This is a genomic window from Halalkalibacter sp. AB-rgal2, assembly GCF_041821005.1.
Classification (GTDB): Bacteria; Bacillota; Bacilli; order Bacillales; family Bacillaceae_D; genus Halalkalibacter.
Genome location: NZ_JBGUAV010000013.1, coordinates 74,217 through 99,286 on the forward strand (window position 1 = coordinate 74,217; position 25,070 = coordinate 99,286).

21 protein-coding genes are annotated in these 25,070 nt (G+C 37.9%); 15 read left to right on the top strand and 6 right to left on the bottom strand.

Annotated features, from left to right (window positions below; genetic code table 11):
* The first annotated feature begins 13 nt into the window (after positions 1-13).
* Both ACERJO_RS12095 and ACERJO_RS12100 read left to right on the top strand, forming a co-directional pair.
* Complete coding sequence (locus tag ACERJO_RS12095) at positions 14-1,519, top strand: GNAT family N-acetyltransferase (RefSeq protein ID WP_373647653.1); 1,506 nt, start codon at positions 14-16, stop codon at positions 1,517-1,519.
* Between the two features lie 147 nt (positions 1,520-1,666).
* Positions 1,667-2,173, top strand: coding sequence for a FixH family protein (locus tag ACERJO_RS12100; protein WP_247103196.1), 507 nt, complete (start codon positions 1,667-1,669; stop codon positions 2,171-2,173).
* Between the two features lie 137 nt (positions 2,174-2,310).
* Here ACERJO_RS12100 and ACERJO_RS12105 read toward each other — a convergent pair whose 3' ends face one another.
* A complete protein-coding gene (locus tag ACERJO_RS12105) occupies positions 2,311-3,846 on the bottom strand; it encodes a flotillin family protein (RefSeq protein WP_247103194.1) in 1,536 nt (511 codons plus the stop codon).
* 232 nt (positions 3,847-4,078) lie between these two features.
* Here ACERJO_RS12105 and ACERJO_RS12110 point away from each other — a divergent pair, with 232 nt between their 5' ends.
* The 9 genes from ACERJO_RS12110 (at position 4,079) to ACERJO_RS12150 (ending at position 18,026) form a co-directional block, all read left to right on the top strand.
* Positions 4,079-5,287 (top strand): ROK family transcriptional regulator, encoded by a 1,209-nt coding sequence (locus ACERJO_RS12110; protein WP_373647639.1) that lies wholly within the window; start codon positions 4,079-4,081, stop codon positions 5,285-5,287.
* A gap of 70 nt (positions 5,288-5,357) precedes the next feature.
* Positions 5,358-6,521 carry a galactokinase gene (locus tag ACERJO_RS12115; protein ID WP_247103173.1) on the top strand — a complete coding sequence of 388 codons (1,164 nt, stop codon included), beginning with the start codon at positions 5,358-5,360 and terminating at the stop codon, positions 6,519-6,521.
* A 23-nt stretch (positions 6,522-6,544) separates the two neighbouring features.
* Complete coding sequence (galE, locus tag ACERJO_RS12120; RefSeq protein WP_373647641.1) at positions 6,545-7,531, top strand: UDP-glucose 4-epimerase GalE; 987 nt, start codon at positions 6,545-6,547, stop codon at positions 7,529-7,531.
* 204 nt (positions 7,532-7,735) lie between these two features.
* Positions 7,736-9,472: a phospho-sugar mutase gene (locus ACERJO_RS12125; protein WP_247103169.1), complete on the top strand. Its 1,737-nt coding sequence runs from the start codon at positions 7,736-7,738 to the stop codon at positions 9,470-9,472.
* A 235-nt stretch (positions 9,473-9,707) separates the two neighbouring features.
* Positions 9,708-11,240: a UDP-glucose--hexose-1-phosphate uridylyltransferase gene (gene galT, locus ACERJO_RS12130; protein WP_373647642.1), complete on the top strand. Its 1,533-nt coding sequence runs from the start codon at positions 9,708-9,710 to the stop codon at positions 11,238-11,240.
* 71 nt (positions 11,241-11,311) lie between these two features.
* The gene (locus tag ACERJO_RS12135; RefSeq protein ID WP_373647644.1) at positions 11,312-12,721 is read left to right on the top strand and encodes a SpoVR family protein; all 1,410 of its coding nucleotides are present in this window, start codon (positions 11,312-11,314) and stop codon (positions 12,719-12,721) included.
* Positions 12,722-13,082: 361 nt separating this feature from the next.
* Positions 13,083-14,840, top strand: coding sequence for an ABC transporter ATP-binding protein (locus ACERJO_RS12140; RefSeq protein WP_247103160.1), 1,758 nt, complete (start codon positions 13,083-13,085; stop codon positions 14,838-14,840).
* A 17-nt stretch (positions 14,841-14,857) separates the two neighbouring features.
* Positions 14,858-16,696: an ABC transporter ATP-binding protein gene (locus ACERJO_RS12145; RefSeq protein ID WP_373647645.1), complete on the top strand. Its 1,839-nt coding sequence runs from the start codon at positions 14,858-14,860 to the stop codon at positions 16,694-16,696.
* A gap of 124 nt (positions 16,697-16,820) precedes the next feature.
* Positions 16,821-18,026: an aminotransferase-like domain-containing protein gene (locus ACERJO_RS12150; RefSeq protein ID WP_247103156.1), complete on the top strand. Its 1,206-nt coding sequence runs from the start codon at positions 16,821-16,823 to the stop codon at positions 18,024-18,026.
* An 86-nt stretch (positions 18,027-18,112) separates the two neighbouring features.
* Here ACERJO_RS12150 and ACERJO_RS12155 read toward each other — a convergent pair whose 3' ends face one another.
* Positions 18,113-19,489 carry a sodium-dependent transporter gene (locus ACERJO_RS12155; RefSeq protein WP_247103154.1) on the bottom strand — a complete coding sequence of 459 codons (1,377 nt, stop codon included), beginning with the start codon at positions 19,487-19,489 and terminating at the stop codon, positions 18,113-18,115.
* A gap of 240 nt (positions 19,490-19,729) precedes the next feature.
* On the opposite strand from ACERJO_RS12155, the gene ACERJO_RS12160 reads away from it, so the two are divergent.
* Together ACERJO_RS12160 and ACERJO_RS12165 are read left to right on the top strand one after the other, a co-directional pair.
* Complete coding sequence (locus tag ACERJO_RS12160) at positions 19,730-19,930, top strand: alpha/beta-type small acid-soluble spore protein (RefSeq protein ID WP_247103152.1); 201 nt, start codon at positions 19,730-19,732, stop codon at positions 19,928-19,930.
* A 92-nt stretch (positions 19,931-20,022) separates the two neighbouring features.
* Entirely contained in the window at positions 20,023-20,268 is a 246-nt protein-coding gene (locus ACERJO_RS12165) for a hypothetical protein (RefSeq protein WP_247103151.1), read from the top strand.
* Positions 20,269-20,327: 59 nt separating this feature from the next.
* On the opposite strand, the gene ACERJO_RS12170 is transcribed toward ACERJO_RS12165, so the two are convergent.
* The 4 genes from ACERJO_RS12170 to ACERJO_RS12185 form a co-directional block, all read right to left on the bottom strand.
* The gene (locus ACERJO_RS12170; protein ID WP_247103147.1) at positions 20,328-21,428 is read right to left on the bottom strand and encodes an ABC transporter ATP-binding protein; all 1,101 of its coding nucleotides are present in this window, start codon (positions 21,426-21,428) and stop codon (positions 20,328-20,330) included.
* A 108-nt stretch (positions 21,429-21,536) separates the two neighbouring features.
* Positions 21,537-22,421 (bottom strand): PucR family transcriptional regulator, encoded by an 885-nt coding sequence (locus ACERJO_RS12175; protein ID WP_373647646.1) that lies wholly within the window; start codon positions 22,419-22,421, stop codon positions 21,537-21,539.
* A 198-nt stretch (positions 22,422-22,619) separates the two neighbouring features.
* Positions 22,620-22,808, bottom strand: a complete 189-nt coding sequence (locus ACERJO_RS12180) for a hypothetical protein (protein WP_247103130.1) — start codon at positions 22,806-22,808, stop codon at positions 22,620-22,622.
* Between the two features lie 71 nt (positions 22,809-22,879).
* The gene (locus ACERJO_RS12185) at positions 22,880-23,335 is read right to left on the bottom strand and encodes a hypothetical protein (protein ID WP_247103128.1); all 456 of its coding nucleotides are present in this window, start codon (positions 23,333-23,335) and stop codon (positions 22,880-22,882) included.
* A gap of 131 nt (positions 23,336-23,466) precedes the next feature.
* Here ACERJO_RS12185 and ACERJO_RS12190 point away from each other — a divergent pair, with 131 nt between their 5' ends.
* Together ACERJO_RS12190 and ACERJO_RS12195 are read left to right on the top strand one after the other, a co-directional pair.
* Complete coding sequence (locus ACERJO_RS12190; protein WP_373647647.1) at positions 23,467-24,606, top strand: DUF445 domain-containing protein; 1,140 nt, start codon at positions 23,467-23,469, stop codon at positions 24,604-24,606.
* Between the two features lie 77 nt (positions 24,607-24,683).
* Positions 24,684-25,034, top strand: coding sequence for a YlbF/YmcA family competence regulator (locus ACERJO_RS12195; protein WP_247103124.1), 351 nt, complete (start codon positions 24,684-24,686; stop codon positions 25,032-25,034).
* Positions 25,035-25,070: the final 36 nt, after the last annotated feature.

Consider the following 25,070-nt stretch of genomic DNA (forward strand, 5'->3'; position numbering starts at 1 on the left):
ATATGAAAAGAAAATGATTCTTCGTAATATACGTGAAGGTGATTTTTTAGAAATAATCGAAATGCAAAAATTGTGCTTTCGTAATATGGAGCCATGGAAAATAGAACATTTGCAGAGCCATTTAGAGCACTTTCCTGAAGGGCAATTTTGTGTTGAATATGATGGCATTATTATTGGTTCATGCTCAAGCTTAATTATTAACTTTGATGAGTATGATGACCAACACACGTGGAATGAGATTACTGACAAAGGATACATTACAAATCATGATCCTGAAGGCTATAATTTATATGGTATTGAAGTAATGGTCCATCCTGATTACCGTCGAATGAAAATAGGTAGGAGGTTGTACGAGGCTCGAAAAGATTTGGCGAGAGAATTAAATTTAAAAAGTATCATTATTGGGGGGCGTATACCGAATTATTACAAGTACGCTAAAGAATTAACGCCTAGACAGTATGTGGAAGAAGTGATGATGCATAACATTTATGACCCTGTTTTGACGTTCCAGGTGATGAACGGTTTTACGTTAAAGCGGGTCAATCCAAATTATTTACATGACGATAAAGCATCCCTTCGTAATGCGACATTAATGGAATGGAATAATATTGATTATCGTGCGACGATGCCTAAACGTCAATTTAAGACATCCTTTCCAGTACGAATTACAACGATTCAATATGAAATGAAAAAAATATCATCATTTGAAGACTTCGCTATTCAATGTGAGTACTATACAGATGTTGCGGCAAGCTTTCAGTCTGATTTTGCTGTATTTCCTGAAATTTTCACATTACAGCTATTGTCCTTTCTACCTGAAAAAAGTCCGAGCTTGGCAATTCGTCGCTTAACTGAATTTACTGAAGATTATTTAGACTTGTTTACGAATTTAGCTGTTAAATACAATGTAAATATTATTGGTGGTTCACACTTTGTTGAAGAAGAAGGGAAAATCTTCAATATTTCATATCTGTTTAGAAGAGATGGGACGATTGAAAAGCAATACAAGCTTCACATTACTCCGAACGAAAAGCGTTTTTGGGGTATTTCAGGTGGAGACAAGGTAAATGTCTTTGATACAGATTGTGGAAAAATAGCGATACAAATTTGTTATGATATTGAGTTTCCGGAACTTGGGCGTATTGCAGTAGATCGAGGAGCAAACATCATTTTCACACCATTTTGTACGGATGATCGTCAAGGGTACTTACGCGTTCGGTACTGTTCACAAGCGCGTGCGATTGAAAACCAAGTATATACCGTTTTGTCCGGGACAGTGGGCAACTTAACTGATGTAGAAAATATGGATATTCAATATGCACAATCAGGGATCTTTAGCCCATCTGATTTTGCATTTGCTCGTGACGGAATTGTCGGAGAGTGCCAGCCGAATATTGAAACGGTTGTTGTAGGTGATGTTGATTTAGAAATATTAAGAAGAAATCGCCGAGCCGGTAGTGTGAGACAATTGAAAGATCGTAGACATGATATATTTTCGATTGAATACCGTCAGAAATAACGATTTAATTAATTTCCTATGCCGATAAAAAAGCAGATTAATAAAAAGGGAAAAATAAAGTGTTTTTAAAAGTCGCATTTCTATATTCTTTTTGTTTAAGTTTTCTTCTTGCTGGAAATGATGAATATGACAGCAAGGAGGTTAGAGATGAGAATTGCGACAAAAACGTCCTTTGAATGGCCAGTGGTCGTAGCTGGGATCGTTTGTTTAATTGGGTTTGCTATATTTCTGATCGTTCTTTTTCCTAATGAAAAGCTTATTGACCATTGGAATGTAACGACGATTAGTGAGGATGTCTATTATACAGGTAACATATCAACGATTCACCTTTATATTGTTGATGAGCGAAATGAACCAATTGAAGGTGCTGAGGTTTCGGTCGTTTTTGATCGACCAGATACTGTTCATCAAATTGAGAGGACGTTCCATTCAATAGGTGAAGGATTATATGAAGCTGACGTGATCTTTTCGGTTCCAGGTCAGTGGGTTGCTCTTGTCCATGCAAAAAAGGGTAGGGATGTTTATCAAAATCAAGTGTTTCTTTCAGTTGAAGGCGAGATAGCGGCACGTAATCGTCGTGATCCAGCTGACTTATTTCATCTAGGGCAGCCATTACCACCTGATTTAAAACTAGAAATCATTAGAAGTCAATAGCGGAGATGCGATCAAATCGGACTTAAAAGAGCGCTATGTAAAGCTCATTACAGGTGGTATCGGTACTTCATTTTCATGAAGTTGCTTAAAGTTGCTTAAAATTCCTGTAATAGCTAACATAACGCTCCATTTATATGTTAGGAATCTACGTTTTCTTCTCGCTGTTTTTCTAGATTGGACATTTCCTTTTCCTCGTAGTCAGCAGTTTGATCGAGATTAGAATGTTCAGTTGTACTAGCAGTTTCTTTGATCTCTTCAAATAACTGATTTCGACCTCTTGAGACGTAAGTTTCTAACATTTCTTTAAGGTCCATTCCAGTCGTTTCTTTTAAGCTTTCTTGTAGACCTAGCATTGTTTTCGTTACATTATTAGTAATTTTTGATGCTCCGCCATTTGAATCTGATCCACCAAAATCAAATACTTTCATTTCGTCAATTTGTGATAAAGGTTTGGCAATTTCATGTGCATATTTCGGAAGGACTTGGATAAACATTTCGAGAATTGCCGCTTCTCCAAACTTCTCCATTGCTTGAGCCATAAGTTCTTTAGCTTCTGCTTCCGCACGACCTCGCTCACGAATAACTTCAGCCTCTGCAAGCCCCTTTTGTTTTTCAATGGTCGCTTTTGTTTCCCCATCAATTCTAGCTTTCTCTGCTTCTGCTTCTGCTTTTGCTTTAATATCATAAGCATCTGCATCAGCGAGAGCTTTACGGCGTTTTTGTTCCTCAACTTGCAATTGAACTTGGCGCTGTCGTTCGATGTATTGAATTTGCATTTCTTCTTCTTTCACTTGTTGAGCAAGCTTAGCTTTCTCTAACTCGTAGGATTGCTCTGACTTTGCTCGGGCACGCTCTGTTTCTTCTTTAATTTGTGCTTCCTTTACATCTTTTTCTTTACGAGATTCGGCAATAGCTGTTTGACGGCGGTTTTCTTCATCTTGTGCCTCTTGATCATTTTTCGCTCGGTAAATTCTTGTTTCCTTTTCAGCATCAGATTCGGCCATTTCCGCTTTTTTGCGTATTTCAGCTATTCGTGGGCGTCCGAGGTTTTCTAAGTATCCATTTTCTTCATCTGTATCTCTTAAATCATCTAAACCAAATGAAGTGATTTTAAAGCCCATATTGTCGAGCTCTTCTTGAGCAATATCTTGAACTTGATGATTAAATGATTCCCGATCATTATTAATTTCTGTGACACTCAATTTTGATAATATCGCACGAAGGTTGGTACCTAATACTTTCGAAACCTCATCTTCAATTTCTTTTTGCTTCTTTCCGAGAAATTGCTCTGCGTAATTGGCTACTCCGATAAGGGAATCGGCAATTTTTACAGAAGTGACCGCATCAGCAATGACAGGCACTCCTTGGGAGGTATAGACTTTCGGTGTTGTTAATTTAATTTGAAAGGAATTTAAATCAACCGGTGTACAAGTTTGAAAGAGTTTAAGTCTCACACCTCCACCACGAATAATCTTCATACTTCTACCATTTTCATCAACGAAAATTCGTGAATCCTCATCTGGATTTCCGAGGTTTGGCCCTGTAATGATGAGAGCCTGGTTTGTACTTGCCGTCTTATATCGCAGCTTAAAAATAATAAATACAACAATCCCTATAATTAATAGGATAGACAGAATAATACCAATAATGCTTAACCATAATATTTCAGTCATCTTAACAACTCCTTTTCTTTGTTAGTAGAATATACGCCCAGTAAAAGACATTGGTTTCAATTTTTCACTGAATTACCTCTACTCTAACATATATGGATATTCAAGTTCAGTTAAATCTTCTATATTTTTTATGAGCTTGTACAGAAGCGCTATCGAATAACCGATTGTCACTTTCTATAAGAGACGATATACTTTTCATAGTACTAGTTAGGAATAGAAATGAGGGATGAATATGACTCGTACGCATATAACAGGTAGCTTTCAATTAATGAAGTCCTTGAATCGATCGGTTATTTTAACGATTATTCGTGAATATGGTCCAATCTCACGTGCAGATATTGCAAAACAAACAAAGTTAACTCCTCCAACAGTCACGAACATCGTATCTGAACTATTGGAGTCAGGGATCGTGAAGGAGAGCGCGATTGGTAAGTCAAAAGGTGGGAGAAAACCAATTCTTCTTACAATAGAAGCAAAGCATTCATACATTATTGGAATAGATGTAGGCGGTCGTTCAATTAGAGCTGTACTCACTGATTTGGATGCCACAATCGAGCATCAAGTAACACATGCATTACCAAAGGGAATGAATGAACAAACATTTCTTAAGGTACTAAAAGAAGTAATTACTGATGTTCTATCACACTCCTCATGCCCGGAAGAGAAAATTATCGGAATAGGTGTAGGGATGCATGGAATTGTGGACCATACAAACGGAATAGCTCTGTACGCTCCTAATTTCAATTTAGCGAATATCCCCATTAAACAGGAGCTAGAGGGGCATTTTGAAATAACGACCTATGTTGAAAATGACGCAAGAGCACTCGCTTTAGGAGAATCCTGGTTCGGAAATGGGAAAGATATTGATCATGTTCTATGTATGAATGTCGGAACAGGGATAGGTGCAGGGATTATTTTAAATAACGAGTTATTTTATGGACACTATGGTACTGCGGGGGAAATTGGTCATACTGTTGTTGATATGTATGGGAAGAGGTGTCAATGCGGAAGTTACGGCTGCTTACAAACAATAGCAAGTAGTGAAGCGCTACAGCAACGAGCATTAGAAGCACTCGAGAGTGGACGAACGTCGATTCTAATGAAAAATAACTTAAGTGGAAAAGTGATTCATGAATGCGCAATGGCTGGAGATGAATTGGCGATTGAGCTTTTAGAAGAGACAGGGACTTACTTAGGTATCGGCATCATTAATAGTATTCATTTTATGAATCCTGAAAAAGTGATTATTGGTGGTGGTGTTTCGAAGGCGGGTGATTTTATACTTGAACCATTAAAAAAAGTCGTTCAAACGAAGGCATTAACTGAGCAAGCTCGAAATACTGAAATTGTATTATCCCATTTAGGAGATAATGGAACAGTTATTGGAGCTGTTACGATCGTATTAAAACAAATTTTCTCAAGAAATAGTGCTGTTTCTTAACCAAACCTATGATATAATACTTAATAAATTTAATTAATTAACTTTGAAAATAGGTTAATGGAGGTAAACGATGGACATTCAATTAGTAAAAGATCGCTTTTTTCATGAGTTCTCAAATAAGTCACAGCACGCACGCACATTCTTTGCTCCTGGAAGAGTGAATTTAATCGGTGAACATACGGATTACAATGGAGGTTTTGTATTCCCGACAGCATTAACAATTGGGACATTTATGACGATTCGTCCCCGCACAGATCGAATGTGTACATTAGTAAGTACAAACTTCGATCAAAAGATTACATTCTCATTAGATGATCTTGCCTATAAAGATGAGGATGATTGGGGGAATTACCCTAAAGGGATTATAAATGAATTAGTGAAATTAAGTGATTCCTTAAAAGGGATTGATGTCGTGTATCACGGTACAATTCCAAATGGAGCAGGATTATCATCTTCAGCGTCTATCGGTATGGTAACAGCTTACGGCTTGAGCGAATTATTTCATGTTTCGTTATCAAGAGTCGAGCTTGCTAAATTGTGTCAAAGGATGGAAAATCATTATATTGGTGTTAACAGTGGCATAATGGATCAATATGCGGTTGGTTTATGTAAGGAAAAACACGCGATTTATTTAAATACGAATACGATGGAGGCACATGACGTACCTCTTGAGCTAGGTGAAAATAAAATTGTCATTACGAATACGAATAAACGAAGAGGATTAGCTGATTCGAAATACAATGAGCGACGAGCAGAGTGTGAAGAGGCTCTTGCGATCATTCAACAGCATCGACCGGAATGGAAAACGTTAAGTGATGCCCATGTCGGTGACCTAGCTTCAATTGAGACGTTTTTAGAAAATGATTTGCTTTATCGTCGGGTGAAGCATGTCGTAACAGAAAATGCTCGTACAGAAGATGCTAAGGCAGCGCTCGAGTCAGGTGATTTGAATCGGTTTGGAAAGCGTATGTTAGAATCTCATGTTTCATTACGGGATGATTATGAAGTGACAGGAGAAGCGTTAGATGCCCTTTATGATTCACAACATGTTGTTGAAGGTTGTATTGGGACGAGAATGACAGGTGCTGGTTTTGGTGGATGCTCTGTTAGTATTGTAGCCGCTGAACAAGTTGAATCGTTTAAAGAGCAAGTGGCAAAAACGTATCATGCAAAAACGGGGTTAGAACCATCATTTTACATTTGCGAAGCAGGTAATGGAGTGACAGAGGTTTAAGCAAAAGAAGGGGGGAAAGTTCTATGGCTATTTTAGTTGTTGGTGGAGCTGGATATATAGGCAGTCATACGGTCTTATATTTACGCGACCAAGGGGAAGAAGTCGTGATTCTAGATAGTTTAGAAACAGGACACGAGGAAGCGACATTAGGTGCTACTTTTTATGAGGGCTCAATCGAGGACGAACGGATCTTAGATGACATTTTCTCAAAACATACGTTTGATTCTGTTATTCATTTTGCGGCATATTCATTAGTTGGAGAAAGTGTCGGTAATCCATTAAAGTACTATGAGAATAACGTACTAGGCACGTATAAGCTAGTGAAGAAAATGCAGGAGCATGATGTTTCTCGAATCGTATTCTCTTCAACTGCGGCAACTTACGGAGAACCTGTCTCGATTCCGATAAAAGAATCAGATCCGACGGTCCCGACAAATCCATATGGAGAAACGAAGCTAGCAATTGAACGAATGCTAAAGTGGTGTGATCAAGCATATGGTTTAAAATCGGTTTGCTTACGCTATTTTAATGCGGCTGGAGCTGATCCGAAAGGTCAAATTGGTGAGGATCATACTCCTGAGTCTCATCTTATACCAATTGTGCTACAGGTTGCGCTGAATCAGCGGGAGCATGTACAAATCTTTGGTGAGGGTTATGACACGAAGGATGGAAGCTGTGTACGTGATTATATTCATGTGCTCGACCTTGCTCAAGCTCATTATTTGGCTGTACAATCATTACGTAAAAAGGATGAAAGTGCGATTTATAATTTAGGGAACGGTGCAGGCTTTACTGTGAAAGAAGTCATTGACACTTGCCGAAATGTAACAGGTCATGACATTCCGGCACAAGTAGCTCCGAGACGCGCTGGTGATCCAGCTACCTTAATTGCTTCATCTGAATTGGCGAAGGAAGAATTAGGGTGGCGGCCAACGTACCCTGCATTAAAGGAAATCATTTCACATGCGTGGAGCTGGCATCAAGCCCATCCAAATGGATTTAAATCATAATGATTGTAAGAGTTGCCTCAGAAAGAAGTATTACTGAGGTAACTCTTTTCTATATAATGAGTGAGTATATTGCGACATTTTAGGAGGTACCTTACACTAATAAAAAACATAGATAGTTTTTTAAGTGCAAGTATTTGTAGTCAGTAAGATAATGGTATAATAAGCGATGGATAACGGAAATGAAATTGTTGAGGGGGAATGAAGATGAATTGGCGCACACAATATGAGAAATGGGCAAAGCATTCAGCATTAGAGGAAGAACTTAAACAATTACTTGAACAGTTAAGCGGCAATGAAGAAGTTCTTGAAGACAGCTTTTATAAGAATTTAGAGTTTGGAACAGGCGGCATGCGTGGAGAAATTGGCCCAGGTACGAACCGCATGAATACTTATACGATTCGTCGAGCGGCAGAGGGACTGGCTCGTTACATAGAAAATCAAGGACAGGAAGCAAAAGAACGTGGTGTAGCGATTGCATTTGATTCTAGACATAAATCGAAGGAATTTGCATTAGAAACGGCATTGACGTTAGGAAACCATGGAATTCAATCCTATTTATTTCATGAATTACGCCCGACCCCGGAGCTCTCATTTGCTGTGAGATATTTAAAGGCAGCTGGTGGTGTTGTGATAACAGCAAGTCATAACCCTCCTGAATATAATGGCTTTAAAGTGTATGGAGACGATGGAGGACAGCTTCCTCCTGGACCAGCTGAAGAGCTTGTACAATACGTAAATTCTGTTGAAAATGAATTAGAGATTCCTGTTGCTGACGAAATGGAACTAAAGGGTAATCAGCTGTTGAAAATAGTTTCTGAGGAAATTGATGAAGCTTACAACGAAGCGTTAGCGTCGATTCTAGTCCAAAAAGAAATGGTTGAAGAAGAAGGCCAAAATGTGAAAATTATTTTCACACCATTACATGGGGCTGCCAACATCCCAGTTCGCCGTGCGTTGGAAAGTAACGGATTTACGAACCTTACAGTTGTTCCTGAGCAAGAACTCCCTGATCCTGACTTTTCAACGGTGAGCTCGCCTAATCCTGAGGAGCATGCGGCATTTAAGCTAGCAATGGAGTTAGGTGAAAAAGAACAGGCTGATGTACTATTAGCGACAGACCCAGACGGAGATCGTGTTGGTGTGGCTGTTAAAAACAGTGAAGATCAATATGTTGTTTTAACTGGAAATCAAACAGGCGCTCTAATGCTTGATTATTTGCTAACACAAAAGGAACATCAGCATATACTTCCTGAAAATGGTGCGGTGTTAAAAACCATTGTAACTTCTGAAATTGGTCGAGCCATTGCAGATCGTTTTAATTTAACAACGATTGATACGTTAACAGGCTTTAAGTTTATTGGTGAAAAAATTAAACAGTATCAAGAAACGGGGCAACATCAATTTTTGTTTGGTTATGAAGAAAGTTACGGGTATTTAATTGGAGATTTTGTACGTGACAAAGATGCTGTTCAGGCTTGTTTATTTGCAGCAGAGTTAGCTACCTATTATAAAACACGTCAAATGACATTATATGATGGGTTGTTAGAAATTTTCTCTAAATATGGATTCTATCAGGAAGGGTTAGAGTCTTTAACACTTAAAGGGAAAGCCGGAGTTGAAAAGATTCAACATATATTAGCGAAGTTCCGTCATGAACCACCAAAGATGATGGGCGGTCATGCGGTAGTATCAGTTGAAGATTACGAAGCGAGTATTGTGATGGAACTAGAGACAAATGAAAAGGCGGCTATTACGTTGCCTAAGTCAAATGTATTAAAATATAAACTTGCGGATGGATCATGGTTCTGTATTCGTCCTTCTGGTACGGAGCCAAAAGTGAAATTTTATTTTGGTGTAAACAAGAGTTCGTTGGATGAAAGTCAACAGGCGTTAAAAACGTTAAAAGCAGATGTGATGGCTAAAGTCCAATCACTTGTTTAACATGGCGTGCTTGCAGAGAGTGTTTCTTTGCAGGCTTTTTTTACTTAGTGGAAAGCTCATACAGTTGTGTCATGAATCTATACTTTATGTTTGCTTGTATGGATCATAAATCATCGATGAAGATAATATGATATGAATTTATAAAAACTTTATTAAATAAATTTACTAACTTTCTCGTTTAGTGTAAACTGAGGGTGAGTATCCGATACTAAGACTATGAAAGGATGCGTGAGCGATGAGTATTTATCATGATATTGAACGATTAGTTCAATACGGATTGAAAAAAAAATTAATAGAGAAAGAGGACGTCATTTGGACACGTAACCAACTGTTAGCGGTTTTGTCTTTAGATACGGTTGAAGAAGTAAAGGTTGATGAAGAGGAGCTAGATACACCAGTGACCATTCTCACAAGTATATTAGATTGGTCTGCAAAAGAGGGTGTACTCGAATCTAATTCAGTTGTATATCGTGATTTACTCGATACACAACTAATGGGTATGTTAACGAAGCGACCTTCTGAAGTGATTGATACGTTTTTTTGGAAATATAAGAAGGAAAGTTCTGAAGCGGCAACGCGTTATTTATATCAGTTATCTAAGGATGTCCATTATATTCGAACGGACCGCATTGCAAAGAATGAGCATTGGTATGCTGATACGGACTATGGACAGCTTGAAATTACAATTAATTTATCCAAACCGGAAAAGGACCCTAAGGCGATTGCTGCTGCGAAAGGGTTGGAAAGTGTTAACTATCCTAAATGTTTACTTTGTGTAGAAAACGTAGGCTATAAAGGTCGTATCAACCATCCGGCAAGGCAAAATTTACGAACAATCCCTGTTACGCTAAATGACGAGAGATGGCACATTCAATTCTCGCCGTATGTTTATTATAATGAGCATGCTATTGTCTTAAAGGAAAAGCATGAGCCAATGAAAATTACTCATTTAACGTTTAAACGTCTTCTTGATTTTGTTGATCAGTTTCCACATTATTTCTTAGGCTCTAATGCAGATTTGCCTATTGTCGGAGGCTCGATATTAAGCCATGATCATTTCCAAGGGGGAGCTCATGATTTTCCAATGGCTAAGGCGGAAATGGAAGAAATGTTTTCTTTTGAACGTTTCCCATCAGTACAAGCAGGGATCGTGAAATGGCCGATGTCTGTGCTACGGTTACAGGCAACGAATAAGGAAGAGTTAGCAAACGTTGCCTATGATATTTTAGAAGCTTGGCGTGTATATGAGGATCGTAAGGCTAACATAGTTGCACAAACAGATGGTACACCACATAATACGATTACTCCAATCTCCCGGATGCGAGGGGGAAAGTTTGAATTAGATCTAGTTTTAAGAAACAATCAAACAACAGATGAACATCCTGATGGCTTATTCCATCCTCACCAGCATGTTCATCATATTAAGAAAGAAAATATCGGGCTCATTGAAGTGATGGGGTTAGCGGTATTACCGGGACGATTGAAGGATGAACTGCAACAAGTTGTCACATATATAGGTGCTAAAGAACGTGGTGAAACAGTTAATGCAACTGGTGAGATTACAAAGCATTTAAAATGGGTAGATAAAATAAAACATCAATTTGGCTTTGACAATGAGGCTTCTTTTGAGCAACTATTACGTCAAGAGCTTGGACAAGTCTTTTTAGAAATATTGCACCATGCTGGAGTGTTTAAGCGTGATGATAGTGGTCGTTCAGCATTTGTTCGCTTTGTATCTACACTTGGAACGAAGAGAGTTCATAACTAGATACGGATACATGATTTTCCTTCTTCAATCATATACAAATAAGAGAGGTTGAAACGAGGGAGGGAAAAACAATGTCTCTAATAGAGAAAGAGCTGGAATATGCCATTTCAGAAATCACTGAAATTGCCGATGGATTTGGACTTGATTTTTATGAAATGAGATATGAAATATGTCCGGCTGATATTATTTATACGTTTGGTGCATATGGAATGCCAACAAGGTATAGCCATTGGTCGTTTGGAAAGCAATATCATAAAATGAAGCTACAATATGATTTTGGCTTAAGTAAAATTTATGAGCTTGTTATTAATTCTGACCCATGCTATGCCTTTTTGTTAGATAGTAATTCATTAATACAAAATAAGCTCATTGTTGCTCATGTCCTTGCGCATTGTGACTTCTTTAAAAACAATGTTCGATTTTCGAATACACGCCGTGACATGGTTGAGAGTATGAGTGCGACTGCCGAACGAATTGCGCATTATGAACATCAATATGGGAAGGAAGAGGTAGAAAGTTTCTTAGATGCTGTTTTGGCGATTCAAGAACATATAGATCCTAGTCTAGTAAGACCTAAATTAAATTGGTCTATGACAGATGAAGATGATGACACCAATGTAAAACGAAAAAAATCAGAATATGATGATTTATGGAATATGGACCAGAAGGGTGACAAGGAAAAGCAAAAAAAGAAGAAGAAGTTTCCACCTAAGCCTGAAAAGGATTTATTGTTATTTATAGAGGAGTATAGTCGAGAGTTAGATCCTTGGCAGCGCGATGTCTTAACGATGATGCGTGAAGAAATGCTATACTTTTGGCCTCAGCTTGAGACGAAAATTATGAATGAAGGCTGGGCATCATTTTGGCATGCACGTATTTTGAGGGAAATGGATTTAACGAGCGAAGAAACGATTGAATTTGCTAAATTAAATGCTGGAGTTGTTCAGCCATCAAAGACGACGATTAACCCTTACTATTTAGGGTTGAAAATATTTGAGGATATTGAAGAACGTTTTAATCACCCAACTGATGATATGAAGGAAAGGCAAGGTATTAAAGAGGGTAGTGGAAGAGATAAGATCTTTGAAGTTCGTGAGATTGAATCAGATATTTCATTTATTCGTAACTATCTAACGAAAGATCTCGTTATGAACGAAGACATGTATTTGTTCCAAAAGCAAGGAAGTGAGTATAAAATTGTTGATAAAGAGTGGGAGCATATTCGCGATCAGCTCGTTTTGTCTCGAGTGAATGGTGGTTTTCCGTATTTACTTGTGACAAACGGTGATTATATGAAAAACGGTGAATTATATATTACTCACTCCTATGAAGGAACAGAGCTTGACGTTGGGTATTTAGAAAAAGTGCTTCCTTATATATACCAATTATGGGGAAGAACCGTTCATATTGAAACGAAGGTAAATGATAAAGCGATCACCTTTGTGTTCGATGGTCATAAAGTACAACGTAAATATTTATGAACCAAATCCCACTGCTAATAAGTAAAGCAGTGGGATATCTTTTTAAGATAATCCATACTATATAAATCGTTTGAAAGTCTAATGGTGGAAGGTGTAACGTGGCTTCGCAGGTGACGTCGGCTCCATACGCTACAGGAGAAACCTACTTACAAACGATAATTTCTTTGTAACGGCTACACGCACGACTCAACTAAGAAAAGATTGCTGTACAGCTTTTTTAATAAAATTTTGAAAACGTTTTAAAACGTTATTGACTTCTAGTTTGTATTAGGTTTAATATAGTGTTTAGTTTCATAAAATCATTCGAGACTCTAAATAAATTTATAGAGTTTAAGAGTGTACATATTATGAGGTGATGGAGATGGATACATTTAAACGTTTGAAAGAGTTTTATTGGCCATTTAAATCATTGTTCGTTTGGTCGTTACTTGCACTCGTTGTCGTAACGGGTATGACGGTTCTTTATCCAATGATTCTAGCATTTACAATTGATGAAGCAATTGAAAATGGTCGATTTGAATTAATTCCTTATTTAGCTTTAACGATAATGGGAACGATGATTATAAAAGGTGGTGCAGTATACGTTCATCAATATTTAGGAGATTTATTCGGGATAAAGGCGGTACGTAAATTACGAGATACGTTATATGAAAAGCTTCAGTTTTTACCATTCCGCTATTATGATAATGCCAAGACAGGCGATTTAATGTCTCGATTAACCGCAGATGTCGAAGCCTTTCGCTTCTTCCTATCGTTCGGCTGTGCTCAACTCTTAAATATTATATTACTCATTGGTTTTAGTATGTCAGTAATGTTCTATTACTCCGTACCACTTACTCTCGTCTCAATGATAACGATCCCATTTTTAGCCATTAGTGTAGCAAAATTTGATAAGCGAGTACATCCAGGATTTCGTGGTATTCGAAAATCATTAGCTCGTTTAAACACAAAAGTCCAGGAAAACGTTAGTGGTATGAATACGGTTAAAGCGTTATCACAGGAAGATGAGGAAATTACGCGATTTTCTCAATCGAATGAAGATTACCGTAAGAAACATATTGACCTTGCTAAAATATGGGGAAGATATTTTCCTTTAATGGAGTTTCTAGGACATGTATCTGCTGTTATTTTATTAGCTTATGGTGGTTATTTAACGATTCAAGGTAGTTTGCAAGTTGGCCAACTTATCGCCTTCTTTAGCTTAGTATGGTTTATTATAGGTCCGATTATGCAACTAGGGTTTATTGTGAATATGTTTTCACAATCAAAAGCGTCAGGAGAGCGATTAATCGAGGTATTAGATGAGTCTGTACGTCGTGATGATGCGAAGGAACCTGTCTTGCAAAAGAAAGATGATTTTGTTGGAGAAGTGATTTTTAACAACGTTTCATTAACGTATGGGTCCAAGCAGCAACAAGCATTAAGGAACATCTCCTTTGAAGCAACGAAGGGTAAGACAATTGGATTAGTTGGTGCAACGGGTTCAGGAAAATCAAGTATTATTCAATTGATTACTCGCTTCTATGAACGTTCATCTGGCGATATTTTGATAGATGGTCGTTCGATTGATGATTACACGTTGAAGGAACTACGCGAACAGATTGGTGCTGTATTACAAGAAACCTTTCTTTTCTCATCAACGATTCGTGATAATATTGCCTATGGTCGACCTGATGCGTCGATTGCGGACATCATTGATGCAGCCAAGCGTGCTGATGCGCATGAGTTTATTGCAGAATTACCTGATGGCTATGACACGGTGTTAGGTGAACGTGGTCTAGGATTATCTGGTGGTCAGAAGCAACGTATTGCTATTGCACGATCGATTATTATGGATCCACGTATTTTAATTCTGGATGATGCTACAAGCGCCGTTGATATGCAAACGGAAACGAAAATACAACGTGCGTTTCAAGAAGTGATGAAAGGAAGAACAACGTTTGTGATTGCTCATCGTATTTCATCTGTAAAGCATGCCGATGAAATACTCGTATTGGATCAAGGTGAAGTTATTGAACGTGGGACACATGAAGAACTATTGAGAAACTCAAAAGGCCAATACCGCCGTATTTATGACATTCAAAACCAGGATCAGGAATATGTCCTGCAGCAAGTATAGAGAAAGGAGGAGTAAAAATGAGTCAAACACATACAGACGTACAACGTACACAAGAGCAGAAAAGGTCTCGATTTCATTATACAGTGGAACAAATTATTGATAAGCCTTTTAACTGGAAACAAATGAGCCGTTTACTAGGCTTTATGAAGCCGTATGCAAAAAGCTATTTACCTAAAACGATCTTAGCGATGCTCGTTGTAAGTGCAGTACGATTAGCTGCTCCGATTTTTATTGGGTGGTCAATTGATTATGCGATTGCTCCTGGTGATATGTCGCTTATGACGACAATTGCTTTGACAGTCCTATTTATGTATTTAGCATCGTGGCTTGCTAATATTTTGCGTATTCGCTGGATGAATGAGCTTGGGCAACATATGATCTATGACATACGTACAGCATTATTTAATCACATTCAACGTTTATCACACCGTTTTTTCGACCAACGATCGGCTGGGTCTATTTTGGTAAGGGTTATTAATGATGTGAATTCGATGCAAGATTTATTTACTAATGGTGTCGTCAATTTAATAATGGACATTGCGATGTTACTAGGGATTGTCATTATTTTATTCACATTAAGTCCTGAATTAGCTATTTTGGTTTTAATCGTCGTACCGATCATGTTCTTTATCTCAACAAAGCTAAGAAAGAACATACGACGTTCATGGCAGAAAGTTAGGATTCGACAATCGAAATTAAATTCGCATTTGAACGAAAGTATTCAAGGCATTCGTGTCACTCAAGCGTATGCACAAGAACATGAAAATATGGAATTCTTCGATGGCGTGAATACAGATAACTATGAAAGCTGGAGAGATGCAACAAAGAAAAATGCGATTTTCCGTCCAATTGTAGAGATGTCTGGTGCTATCGGTACAGTTGTTTTAATTTGGTATGGGGCGTATTTGCTTCAATCAGATACGAGTACATTAACACTCGGTGTATTTGTTTCCTTTGCCTTCTATTTAGGAATGTTTTGGGAGCCGATCTCCCGCCTAGGTCAAGTGTACAATCAATTATTAGTAGGTATGGCCTCATCGGAGCGAATCTTTGAATTTTTAGATGAGAAGCCATCTGTACCTGAAAAAGAAGAAGCAAAAGTGTTAGCAGATGTAAAAGGTGAGGTTACGTTTGAAGGCGTTGAGTTCTCATATGATGAGAAGAGAAAAGCATTGCATTGCATAGACTTAACATTTGAAGCTGGTGAAACGATTGCACTTGTCGGACATACTGGCTCTGGTAAATCAACGATTGTCAATTTAATCAGCCGTTTCTATGACCCGACTAACGGAAAGGTTTTGCTAGATGGAGTTGATTTACGAGACTTGAAGCTAGATGATTTGCGAAAGCATGTTAGCTACGTTTTACAAGATACATTTATTTTTGCTGGAACAATTATGGATAACATTCGATTTGGGCGTCCTAATGCAGCGGATGAGGAAGTTAAAAATGCCGCACGTGCAATTGGAGCACATGAGTTTATTCTGAAGCTTGAGGATGGCTATAATACGGAAGTAGAAGAGAAAGGAAGTGTTCTGTCGGTTGGTGAACGTCAACTGTTATCCTTTGCTCGTGCATTACTTGCAGATCCGCGTATTCTTATTCTCGATGAAGCAACAGCTAGTATCGATACCGAAACAGAATTGAAAATACAAGAAGGGTTAAAGAAGCTCTTAGCAGGTCGAACGGCGATTATGATTGCTCATCGTTTATCGACGATTCGCGATGCAGATAAAATAGTTGTATTAGAGCATGGTCAAATTTTGGAAGAGGGAACACATGAGCAATTAATGAATAATCATGGCGCATATTACCAATTAGTAAAATCGCAATATGCGGCGATGATGAAAAAATAAGGAGTTTGTTGAAGAGAGTAGTTTCTGAGCTATTCTCTTCTTTTATCTCACGTTGACATTCTATCGGAATAAGGTAGTATATATATATAATATTCAAAATTTTATTACAATAGAGGTGCGTTAGATGAAGTATGCATTTTCAGATCGAGTGAAACACCTCCAATCATCAGCTGTTCGTGATATTTTAAAGGTTGTTGGTAAGGGAGACATTATCTCGTTTGCAGGTGGATTACCTGATGATGATTTGTTTCCAATTGAAGGTATTAAAGATGCGTTTGATCGGACGTTTAAGTCAGGAAAGCAGTCGATGCAATATGCGGAAACAGAGGGGTTACGTCCGTTACGTGAAGTGATTATTGATCGGATGGCGAAGAAAGATATTGTCAACTATTCACCAGATAATGTTCTCGTTACGACTGGTTCTCAGCAAGCGATTGATTTATTTGCAAGAATAATGTTAAGTGCAGGAGATATTGTATTAACAGAAGATCCTACCTATTTAGCAGCTTTACAAGTATTTCATTCCTATGAAGCGAACGTGGTCGCAGTTGATTCTGATGATGATGGAATGATTCCAGAAGATCTTGAGAGAAAATTAAAGGAGTATCGTCCTAAATGTGTCTATGTCGTCCCAACATTTTCAAATCCAGCAGGTCGTGTATGGTCACTTGAACGTCGAAAGCAACTCGTCAATCTTGTCCATAAACATAAAGTTGTTGTGTTTGAAGATGATCCGTATGGTGAAATTCAGTTTGATCGAAGTGAAACGTATACACCTCTTGCGGCATTGGATGATGGTACACATGTATTATATACGAGTACTTTTTCAAAAACAGCCGTACCTGCACTAAGAACAGGCTGGATTGTTGGTCCATATCAAGTGATTCGGATGATGGCCCAAGCGAAGCAAGCGAATGATCTCCATTCGAATTCACTTTCTCAGCATGCACTATATCAATTATGCTGCCACTTTGATTTGGATGCTCATATTCAGAAGATTAGTGATACGTATCAAGCGCGTATGGAGGCAATGGTCGCCTTTTTAAAGCAAGCGAATGTACCTGGATTGAGCTTTGTTAAGCCTAAGGGTGGAATGTTTATTTGGATTGAGGTTGATCCTTGTTTGAATATGACGGATTTATTAAGTAAAGCAGTTGATAGAGGAGTAGCTTATGTTCCAGGGGAACCGTTCTATGCTGGTGAACCAAAGAAAAATACGATGAGGTTAAATTTCACTCATGCGACTCCGGAAAAGATTGAAAAAGGATTAACGCTCTTATTAGAATTAATAAAAGAGGAAATGGAAGTGCAAGCCGCACCTATAAACTGAGCGAGCGCTTTGTCAATTATCCCTTAAAATATAAAAAATCACCAGACGTGTTCCTTTCACATCTGGTGATTTTTTTTGAAATGGTATTAGTTAAAAGCACCGACTGAACCAAGGAATACAAGCAAGATGGCAATAGGTGCAATATATCGTAATAAGAAGATCCATGTTCGACCGAGTCGAGTATCCCCAAAATCAGAGTCGCGTAATGCATCTGATTTCTTCCATCCCCAGCCCATAAAGATGGCAATAGTTAAACCACCAAGTGGTAGAAAGATATTGGAAGCGATAAAGTCTACAGAATCGATAATATCGAGGCCACCTAAACCGTATCCAGCTAATACACCTTGTGAAAGTGCCGATGGAATACCAACTAAGAAAATAATAAATCCAACGATTAACGTTGCCTTCTTACGGTTCCAGCTAAACTTACGAATGAAATAAGCAACGGCTACCTCTAATAATGAAACTCCAGATGTCAATGCAGCAGCAGAAAGGAGGAAGAAGAAGAGGATTCCAAACACCCCACCTAACGTAAAGCTATTAAAAACATCTGGCATGACAACAAAGACAAGACCTGGTCCTTCTGCAGGATTAATATTAAAAGCGAATACAGCAGGGAAAATCATTAAACCAGCAATAATAGCAAACAATGTATCGAGCGAAACAACGCTTGCTGCTGCACCAGGTAATCTTTCCTTCTTAGAAAGATAACCACCATACGTAATTAATGCTCCCATCCCTAAGCTTAGTGAGAAGAAAGCCTGCCCTAAAGCAGCTAAGTAAATGGAAGGATCAGAAAGTGCTGACCAATCTGGTGAAAATAAGAATGCTAATCCCTCTTTAGCACCACCGAGTGAAAGACCGTAAATTGATAAGACAATTAATAAAACACCTAATAATGGCATTAAGATCTTATTTGCACGTTCAATTCCTTTTTTAACACCGACATACACAATTCCGACTGTTACAATCATAAAAATGAATTGCCATATAATTGGTTGACTTGAGCTTGCAATAAAAGTACCAAAGAAATCACCATAGCCACCTTCAGGAGCTGTCCAAAGGTTACCTGTCAAGTAATTAAGCAAGTAATAGAATAACCATCCTGCAATGACTCCGTAAAACGATAGAATCATAAAAGCAGCGGAGACTCCCATAATACCTGCTATTTTCCAAGGTTCACCGGCGGCTAATCGTTCTCCTCCTGGTGAAAGCTTCTCAAATGAACCGACCGCATCACTTTGTGCTTTTCGTCCAATTGTAAATTCTGCCATAACAATAGGCAAGCCGATTAGAAGGATCATGACTAAGTAAATGAGAAGAAAGGCAGCTCCTCCATTTTCCCCTGCAACATATGAAAAACGCCAAATGTTTCCTAATCCAACGGCTGACCCCATTGCTGCTAAGATAAACCCTAATCTTGTTGCCCATTGCTCGCGACCAGGTTCTTGATTTAAGGCCATATTGTTTGTCCTCCTTTATAAATATAATTAATATCAGGATATAATATATCACACAAATGTATTCGTGAATAGTACAATTTTTATATTTTTCTTACAATTCTAAAAAAGGAAAATATAGATAAAAAATCATGATTATTAAATCATACTTTCTATAAGATTCTGCCATAAATTATCAGAAATTCATTTACATAATCGAGAAGAAAAGAATCAAACTATAGGTACACAAGGAGGTGAGACAACATGGCAAATAATAATAGTTCAAACCAACTTGTCGTACCTGGAGTACAACAAGCATTAGATCAAATGAAATTTGAAATTGCTTCAGAATTTGGTGTACAGCTTGGACCTGATGCAACTTCTCGTTCAAACGGATCAGTTGGGGGAGAAATTACAAAGCGTTTAGTACAAATGGCTGAACAGCAAATGGGTGGTCAATCTTAATAATGAAATGAATACAAAATGGCATGGGTGTCCTTATTTTAGAAGGGCACCCTTTCTGGCTGATTGTTATAAAGTGAGGGATGTGGATGTAAATGAGTATGTGTCCGGTTTGTAATGGCTTAAATGAATTAAATGAAACGTGTAAGCATTGTCATACCATCCTTGTTGATCATGGTAGAATGATGGATTTTGGTGAGAAATACGATGCTTATTTACCGATTGAAATGAAGAAATTAGATAATGGAATTAAGGATGACCAAAAGGAGGAAAAATGTGCCCATATCGTGGCTTGTCCAACATGTAATAAGGCTTCATTGGTACTCATTCAAGAGTGGTGATTATTATAGTAGAAAAAGGTGCGATCCTTTTGGAGGATACACACCTTCTTTTGTTTTTATTATTTTTTAATAACTTCCTCTGAATCTTTATCAAAGAAGTGAGCTTTGTTCATGTCTAATGCAAGCTCTACCGTTTGACCACTTGCAATATCTGTACGAGAATCAATACGAGCTACTAAGTCTTGGCCACCGACTGTTGAGTAAAGGATCGTTTCAGCACCCATTAACTCTGCAACATCAATTTTTGCTTGAATCTTTGTATCAGGAGAGCCTTCTAAGAATACGAGCTCATCATGTACAGCTTCTGGACGAATTCCGAGGATTAACTCTTTACCGTCATAGCCTTTTTCTTTAAGGAATGAAAGCTTTCCGGCAGGTACTTTTAAGTTAATGTCATTCACTTTGAAGTACTCACCTTCTAATGTACCGTGTAAGAAGTTCATAGATGGTGAACCGATGAAACCACCGACGAATACGTTTGATGGGTTATCATATACATCTTTCGGAGTACCAACTTGCTGGATAACCCCTAATTTCATTATAACGATTCGTGTTGCCATCGTCATAGCTTCCGTTTGGTCATGTGTTACGTAGATTGTCGTTGCTTGTAAACGTTTGTGAAGCTTGATGATTTCTGCACGCATTTGTACACGAAGCTTCGCATCTAAGTTAGAAAGTGGTTCATCCATTAAGAATACTTGTGGGTCACGAACGATCGCACGTCCAAGTGCAACACGTTGACGCTGACCACCAGACATTGCTTTAGGCTTACGATCAAGCATTTCTTCTAGACCTAGAATTTTAGCTGCATCTGTTACACGACGTTTAATTTCATCCTTCTTAAACTTACGAAGCTTAAGACCAAACGCCATGTTATCATATACATTCATATGTGGATATAGGGCATAGTTTTGGAATACCATCGCGATATCACGATCTTTTGGCGCTACTTCGTTCATACGCTTGTCGCCAATGTATAAATCCCCTTTAGAAATATCCTCAAGTCCTGCAATCATACGTAATGTTGTTGATTTACCACAACCAGATGGACCAACGAATACGATAAATTCCTTGTCTTCAATATCAAGGTTGAAATCTGTAACCGCTGTTACATCACCATCATAAATTTTATATACATTTTTTAATGCGATATCTGCCATGTATAACGCCTCCTATTAATGAACTAATGAAATTGTAACCCTTTTCTTTTTAAAACACTATAGCAAGCTTGCACAAAAAAATGTAAGCGTTTTTGTGCATGTTGCCGATTATGAACGAGTATCTAAAAGTAATAACGCTAGATAGAGTAGGGAGGCGTGAGTAAATTGCCTAAGGTCGAAATTCGTTCGTTCAGTAAATTTATCAATGCGGTATTGTAAGCTATTGCGATGAAGATGCAGAGCCTTTGCTGCTGCTGAAATGTTTAAATTATGTTCAAAGTAAACTTTCATGCTCTTTAGGAAGTCTTTGTCGGACCGCAGTTCTTCATCTAAAAGTCGATTAATAAATTGTTCACGTAACTCAAATGTGATTGGTTCTAGTAATAAATAAGGAATCGCTTCATACTCATAAAACACTCGATGTATGACTTTTGCTTTAATAAGTGCATCTAAGCAAGCTGACTCCCAACGAAATTGCTCTTTAGCGTGTTCAATTTCGTGGCTAGAACCAACTAGTAATGTCATATCGATGTAAAAGTCAGAAGCGATAGCTTGATTGATACTAATGAAGTCGGGAAGCTCCTCTTCCATTGTCGTATCAAGGATAATCAGTCCACGTGTGGATGATGTCCATACGATAATGACTGGTCCATCTAAAATATTATTCCAAACATCACGAAATGAATCGAGGTCATCTATACGCTTGTCGAGTGTAAAATGAATCATTCTTATTATTTTAGGATCGCGAGGTTGATCACCTTTTGCCAATAAAAAATGAGCCCAATGTTCTTCATTTGAACCTTGAGGTTTTGGAGTAGAATCAACTGGTTGAAAGAGCATCGTTAGTAGCAGCAGTTCACTTTCTGTTAACTGGTCTGTTAAAAAGCCAACAGGTTGTCTTGTTTCATCCTCAAGCCATATAATCGATTCATGTTCTTCAGTCTTATTTGTTACAATAGCATGCTTGAATTGTTTGATTAGTTTTTCATTCAATGTTGCCGTCTCCTTATTGCTTGTCTAATTACTATAAGTATAACAAAAAAGAACGTATCTGTTAGGTAAAACCTAATGATACGTTCTTTTTTCAGAAGTTTAATCAAGGAGGACGTAGTTGATTCACGTGAGGCGAGAACTTCTCTCGTTACACGTTCCGCTTTACGCAATTAAGAAAAGAGCGCATTACGGTTTTTCTTAATGATCTGTGGAGTTTGGAGGGTCTTCCTGTTCAAGACTTCCTCTTGTTTCTTCAATTAAGCCGGAATCATGACCGTGTACAGTGCCACCACCTAAACCTTCATTGATCATGCGGTCAACATCGAGAAAGGCCTGCTCCCTTGCATTTTGATCTGGGATGAACGAATGCTTTTGTTTTTTCTTCATTGATGTCACGTCCTTCTAATATTCAATGATATAGGATACTCTTTAGTTTTTGAAAGGAGGCCTAATCTTATTCATGAGACGACGTCATTTGTATTCCAATGACCTCCACCGAGCCAAAGGTAATTAGTCTCTTGTTCTTGACTGTAGGAGAAGCAAACAAGCCCAGATTCGAGAGCGGTTTTAAATTTTCTTTCATCATCGTACTTTACTTTTGTGTAAAAGACACCAAGCTGGTCGATGATAGAATGAATGAGTCGTTTATGGATTTTGGGTCGATCGAATGTAGGTGAAATAACAATTTCTGAATGTTTGGTGCCATAATGATTAATGACGGCAGTAGCTATTAATTGTCCTTCCCAAAACGCAACTAAAATACATGTTCCAGGCTTTTGTAAATCATTCTTTTTAAGATGGAATAACCGGCGGTAAAGTGAATAGTTGTGACAGTTCTCATAACGACGAACAAATAGCAATAAAGGCCAACGGTATTGTTCCCATAAGTTAGAGGTTATAGTAATTAGTTTCATTATGATCCTCCTACATCTATAATTGTCTTAATGGTGAGTGTAAACAAATACTAGATAGGAGAGTGTACGTATCGTATACTATGTGTTACATGCCTACTTGGTGAATTGAAGAGAAGGAGTGGAGTATTAGTTTGGGTGTTTTTGGATTAATCGTATTCATGGTGATAATAGGAGCTATTATTGGAGGTTTAACGAATTCATTAGCAATCAAAATGCTGTTTCGACCATATACAGAGAAATGGATTGGACGGTTTCGTGTTCCGTTTACTCCTGGAGTCATTCCAAAAAGGCGACATGAGTTAGCCTCACAGCTCGGTAAGATGGTTGTTCATTATTTAATTACAGCGGAAGGTATATCAAAACGTCTCATGAGCACGACGTTTACAGATGGATTGACGAACTGGTTGCAAAAAGAAGCGGAGAAGTTCATGAATAGTGAACAAACAGGTGAACATTTTCTCAAGCACCAATTGGGACTAGCCTCAGCTTATCAAAGGCTCAATACGCAAGTTGGAAAGTTAGTTGAGGGTAGTTATCGTAGTTATTTTGCTAAGAATAGATATCAGAAATTGGACGAGCTTTTGCCGCTCTCAATGATGGAAAAGATTGAAACGAACATACCTACCGTCACTGACTATTTACTTGAACGTGGTGAAATGTACTTGCAAAGCTCAGAAGGGAAGGATCAGCTTAGTGTGATGATCGACCGTTTCCTTGTACAAAAAGGGAAAATTGGAAATATGATCTCGATGTTTCTTGGCAATGATCGATTAGTTGATAAAATCCAACCTGCGCTTGTAAAAGGCTTACAAGATGATGAGACCAAAAAAGTTATACAACGATTACTTCATCAAGAATGGAATAAGTGGAAGCAAAAAGAATTACACGAGCTTGAGTCTTATTTAAATGAAGAAGAAATTGTTTCGTATGTACAGCAAGCAATCGAAAAAAATCTTCCGATTTTTCATTGGATGAAATCACCAATAAAGGAATGGTCTAATCAATATGAATCCACTGTTATGGATGTAGTTATTCCAAGAGCAGTCACTGTATTAATTGGTTTAATTGCTTCTCGCTTAGAAATATTATTAGAGCAGGTTCATTTAGACGACATCGTGAAGGAACAGGTAGAGGCCTTTTCTGTTGAGCGTCTCGAAGATCTTGTTTTATCAATATCACGCCGTGAATTTAAGATGATTACATATTTAGGTGCATTTCTTGGAGGATTTATCGGTTTGTTGCAAGGGTTCCTTTTATTTTTTGTACGATAAAATGATAGGAATCATATTTGACGCTTCTTCGACGGACTGTTATAGTCGTAGAGATACTTTTATTAGGAGGACGTAACATGTCTACAATTATTGAAAAAGCTCAAGAATTAAAGCAAACATTAGCTGATAGTGAAGAGTTTGCAACTTTACGTTCATTACATGGGCAAATTAATGCGGATGAAGTGGCAAAAAGAATGTTAGACAATTTCCGTAAATTGCAACTTGAGCTACAACAAAAGCAAATGCAAGGTGTTCAAATTACACAAGAAGAAGCGGAGCAAGCACAGAAGCAATTTGAACTTGTTCAGCAGCATGAATTAATTTCAAAATTAATGGAAGCAGAACAAAACTTAAGTACTATCATTGGAGACGTTAATAAAATTATTACAGAACCATTAGAAGAAATTTACGGTAATCCTGAACAATAAGATAGAGTAAAAAAGACGACTGATAAAAGATTAGTC

What these genes read in the sequence shown, in the direction of transcription:
- ACERJO_RS12095 (WP_373647653.1), top strand. Translation starts at nt 14, where the DNA reads ATGATTCTTCGTAATATACGTGAAGGTGATTTTTTAGAAATAATCGAA.
- ACERJO_RS12100 (WP_247103196.1), top strand. Translation starts at nt 1,667, where the DNA reads ATGAGAATTGCGACAAAAACGTCCTTTGAATGGCCAGTGGTCGTAGCT.
- ACERJO_RS12105 (WP_247103194.1), bottom strand. Translation starts at nt 3,846, where the DNA reads ATGACTGAAATATTATGGTTAAGCATTATTGGTATTATTCTGTCTATC.
- ACERJO_RS12110 (WP_373647639.1), top strand. Translation starts at nt 4,079, where the DNA reads ATGACTCGTACGCATATAACAGGTAGCTTTCAATTAATGAAGTCCTTG.
- ACERJO_RS12115 (WP_247103173.1), top strand. Translation starts at nt 5,358, where the DNA reads ATGGACATTCAATTAGTAAAAGATCGCTTTTTTCATGAGTTCTCAAAT.
- galE (WP_373647641.1), top strand. Translation starts at nt 6,545, where the DNA reads ATGGCTATTTTAGTTGTTGGTGGAGCTGGATATATAGGCAGTCATACG.
- ACERJO_RS12125 (WP_247103169.1), top strand. Translation starts at nt 7,736, where the DNA reads ATGAATTGGCGCACACAATATGAGAAATGGGCAAAGCATTCAGCATTA.
- galT (WP_373647642.1), top strand. Translation starts at nt 9,708, where the DNA reads ATGAGTATTTATCATGATATTGAACGATTAGTTCAATACGGATTGAAA.
- ACERJO_RS12135 (WP_373647644.1), top strand. Translation starts at nt 11,312, where the DNA reads ATGTCTCTAATAGAGAAAGAGCTGGAATATGCCATTTCAGAAATCACT.
- ACERJO_RS12140 (WP_247103160.1), top strand. Translation starts at nt 13,083, where the DNA reads ATGGATACATTTAAACGTTTGAAAGAGTTTTATTGGCCATTTAAATCA.
- ACERJO_RS12145 (WP_373647645.1), top strand. Translation starts at nt 14,858, where the DNA reads ATGAGTCAAACACATACAGACGTACAACGTACACAAGAGCAGAAAAGG.
- ACERJO_RS12150 (WP_247103156.1), top strand. Translation starts at nt 16,821, where the DNA reads ATGAAGTATGCATTTTCAGATCGAGTGAAACACCTCCAATCATCAGCT.
- ACERJO_RS12155 (WP_247103154.1), bottom strand. Translation starts at nt 19,489, where the DNA reads ATGGCCTTAAATCAAGAACCTGGTCGCGAGCAATGGGCAACAAGATTA.
- ACERJO_RS12160 (WP_247103152.1), top strand. Translation starts at nt 19,730, where the DNA reads ATGGCAAATAATAATAGTTCAAACCAACTTGTCGTACCTGGAGTACAA.
- ACERJO_RS12165 (WP_247103151.1), top strand. Translation starts at nt 20,023, where the DNA reads ATGAGTATGTGTCCGGTTTGTAATGGCTTAAATGAATTAAATGAAACG.
- ACERJO_RS12170 (WP_247103147.1), bottom strand. Translation starts at nt 21,428, where the DNA reads ATGGCAGATATCGCATTAAAAAATGTATATAAAATTTATGATGGTGAT.
- ACERJO_RS12180 (WP_247103130.1), bottom strand. Translation starts at nt 22,808, where the DNA reads ATGAAGAAAAAACAAAAGCATTCGTTCATCCCAGATCAAAATGCAAGG.
- ACERJO_RS12185 (WP_247103128.1), bottom strand. Translation starts at nt 23,335, where the DNA reads ATGAAACTAATTACTATAACCTCTAACTTATGGGAACAATACCGTTGG.
- ACERJO_RS12195 (WP_247103124.1), top strand. Translation starts at nt 24,684, where the DNA reads ATGTCTACAATTATTGAAAAAGCTCAAGAATTAAAGCAAACATTAGCT.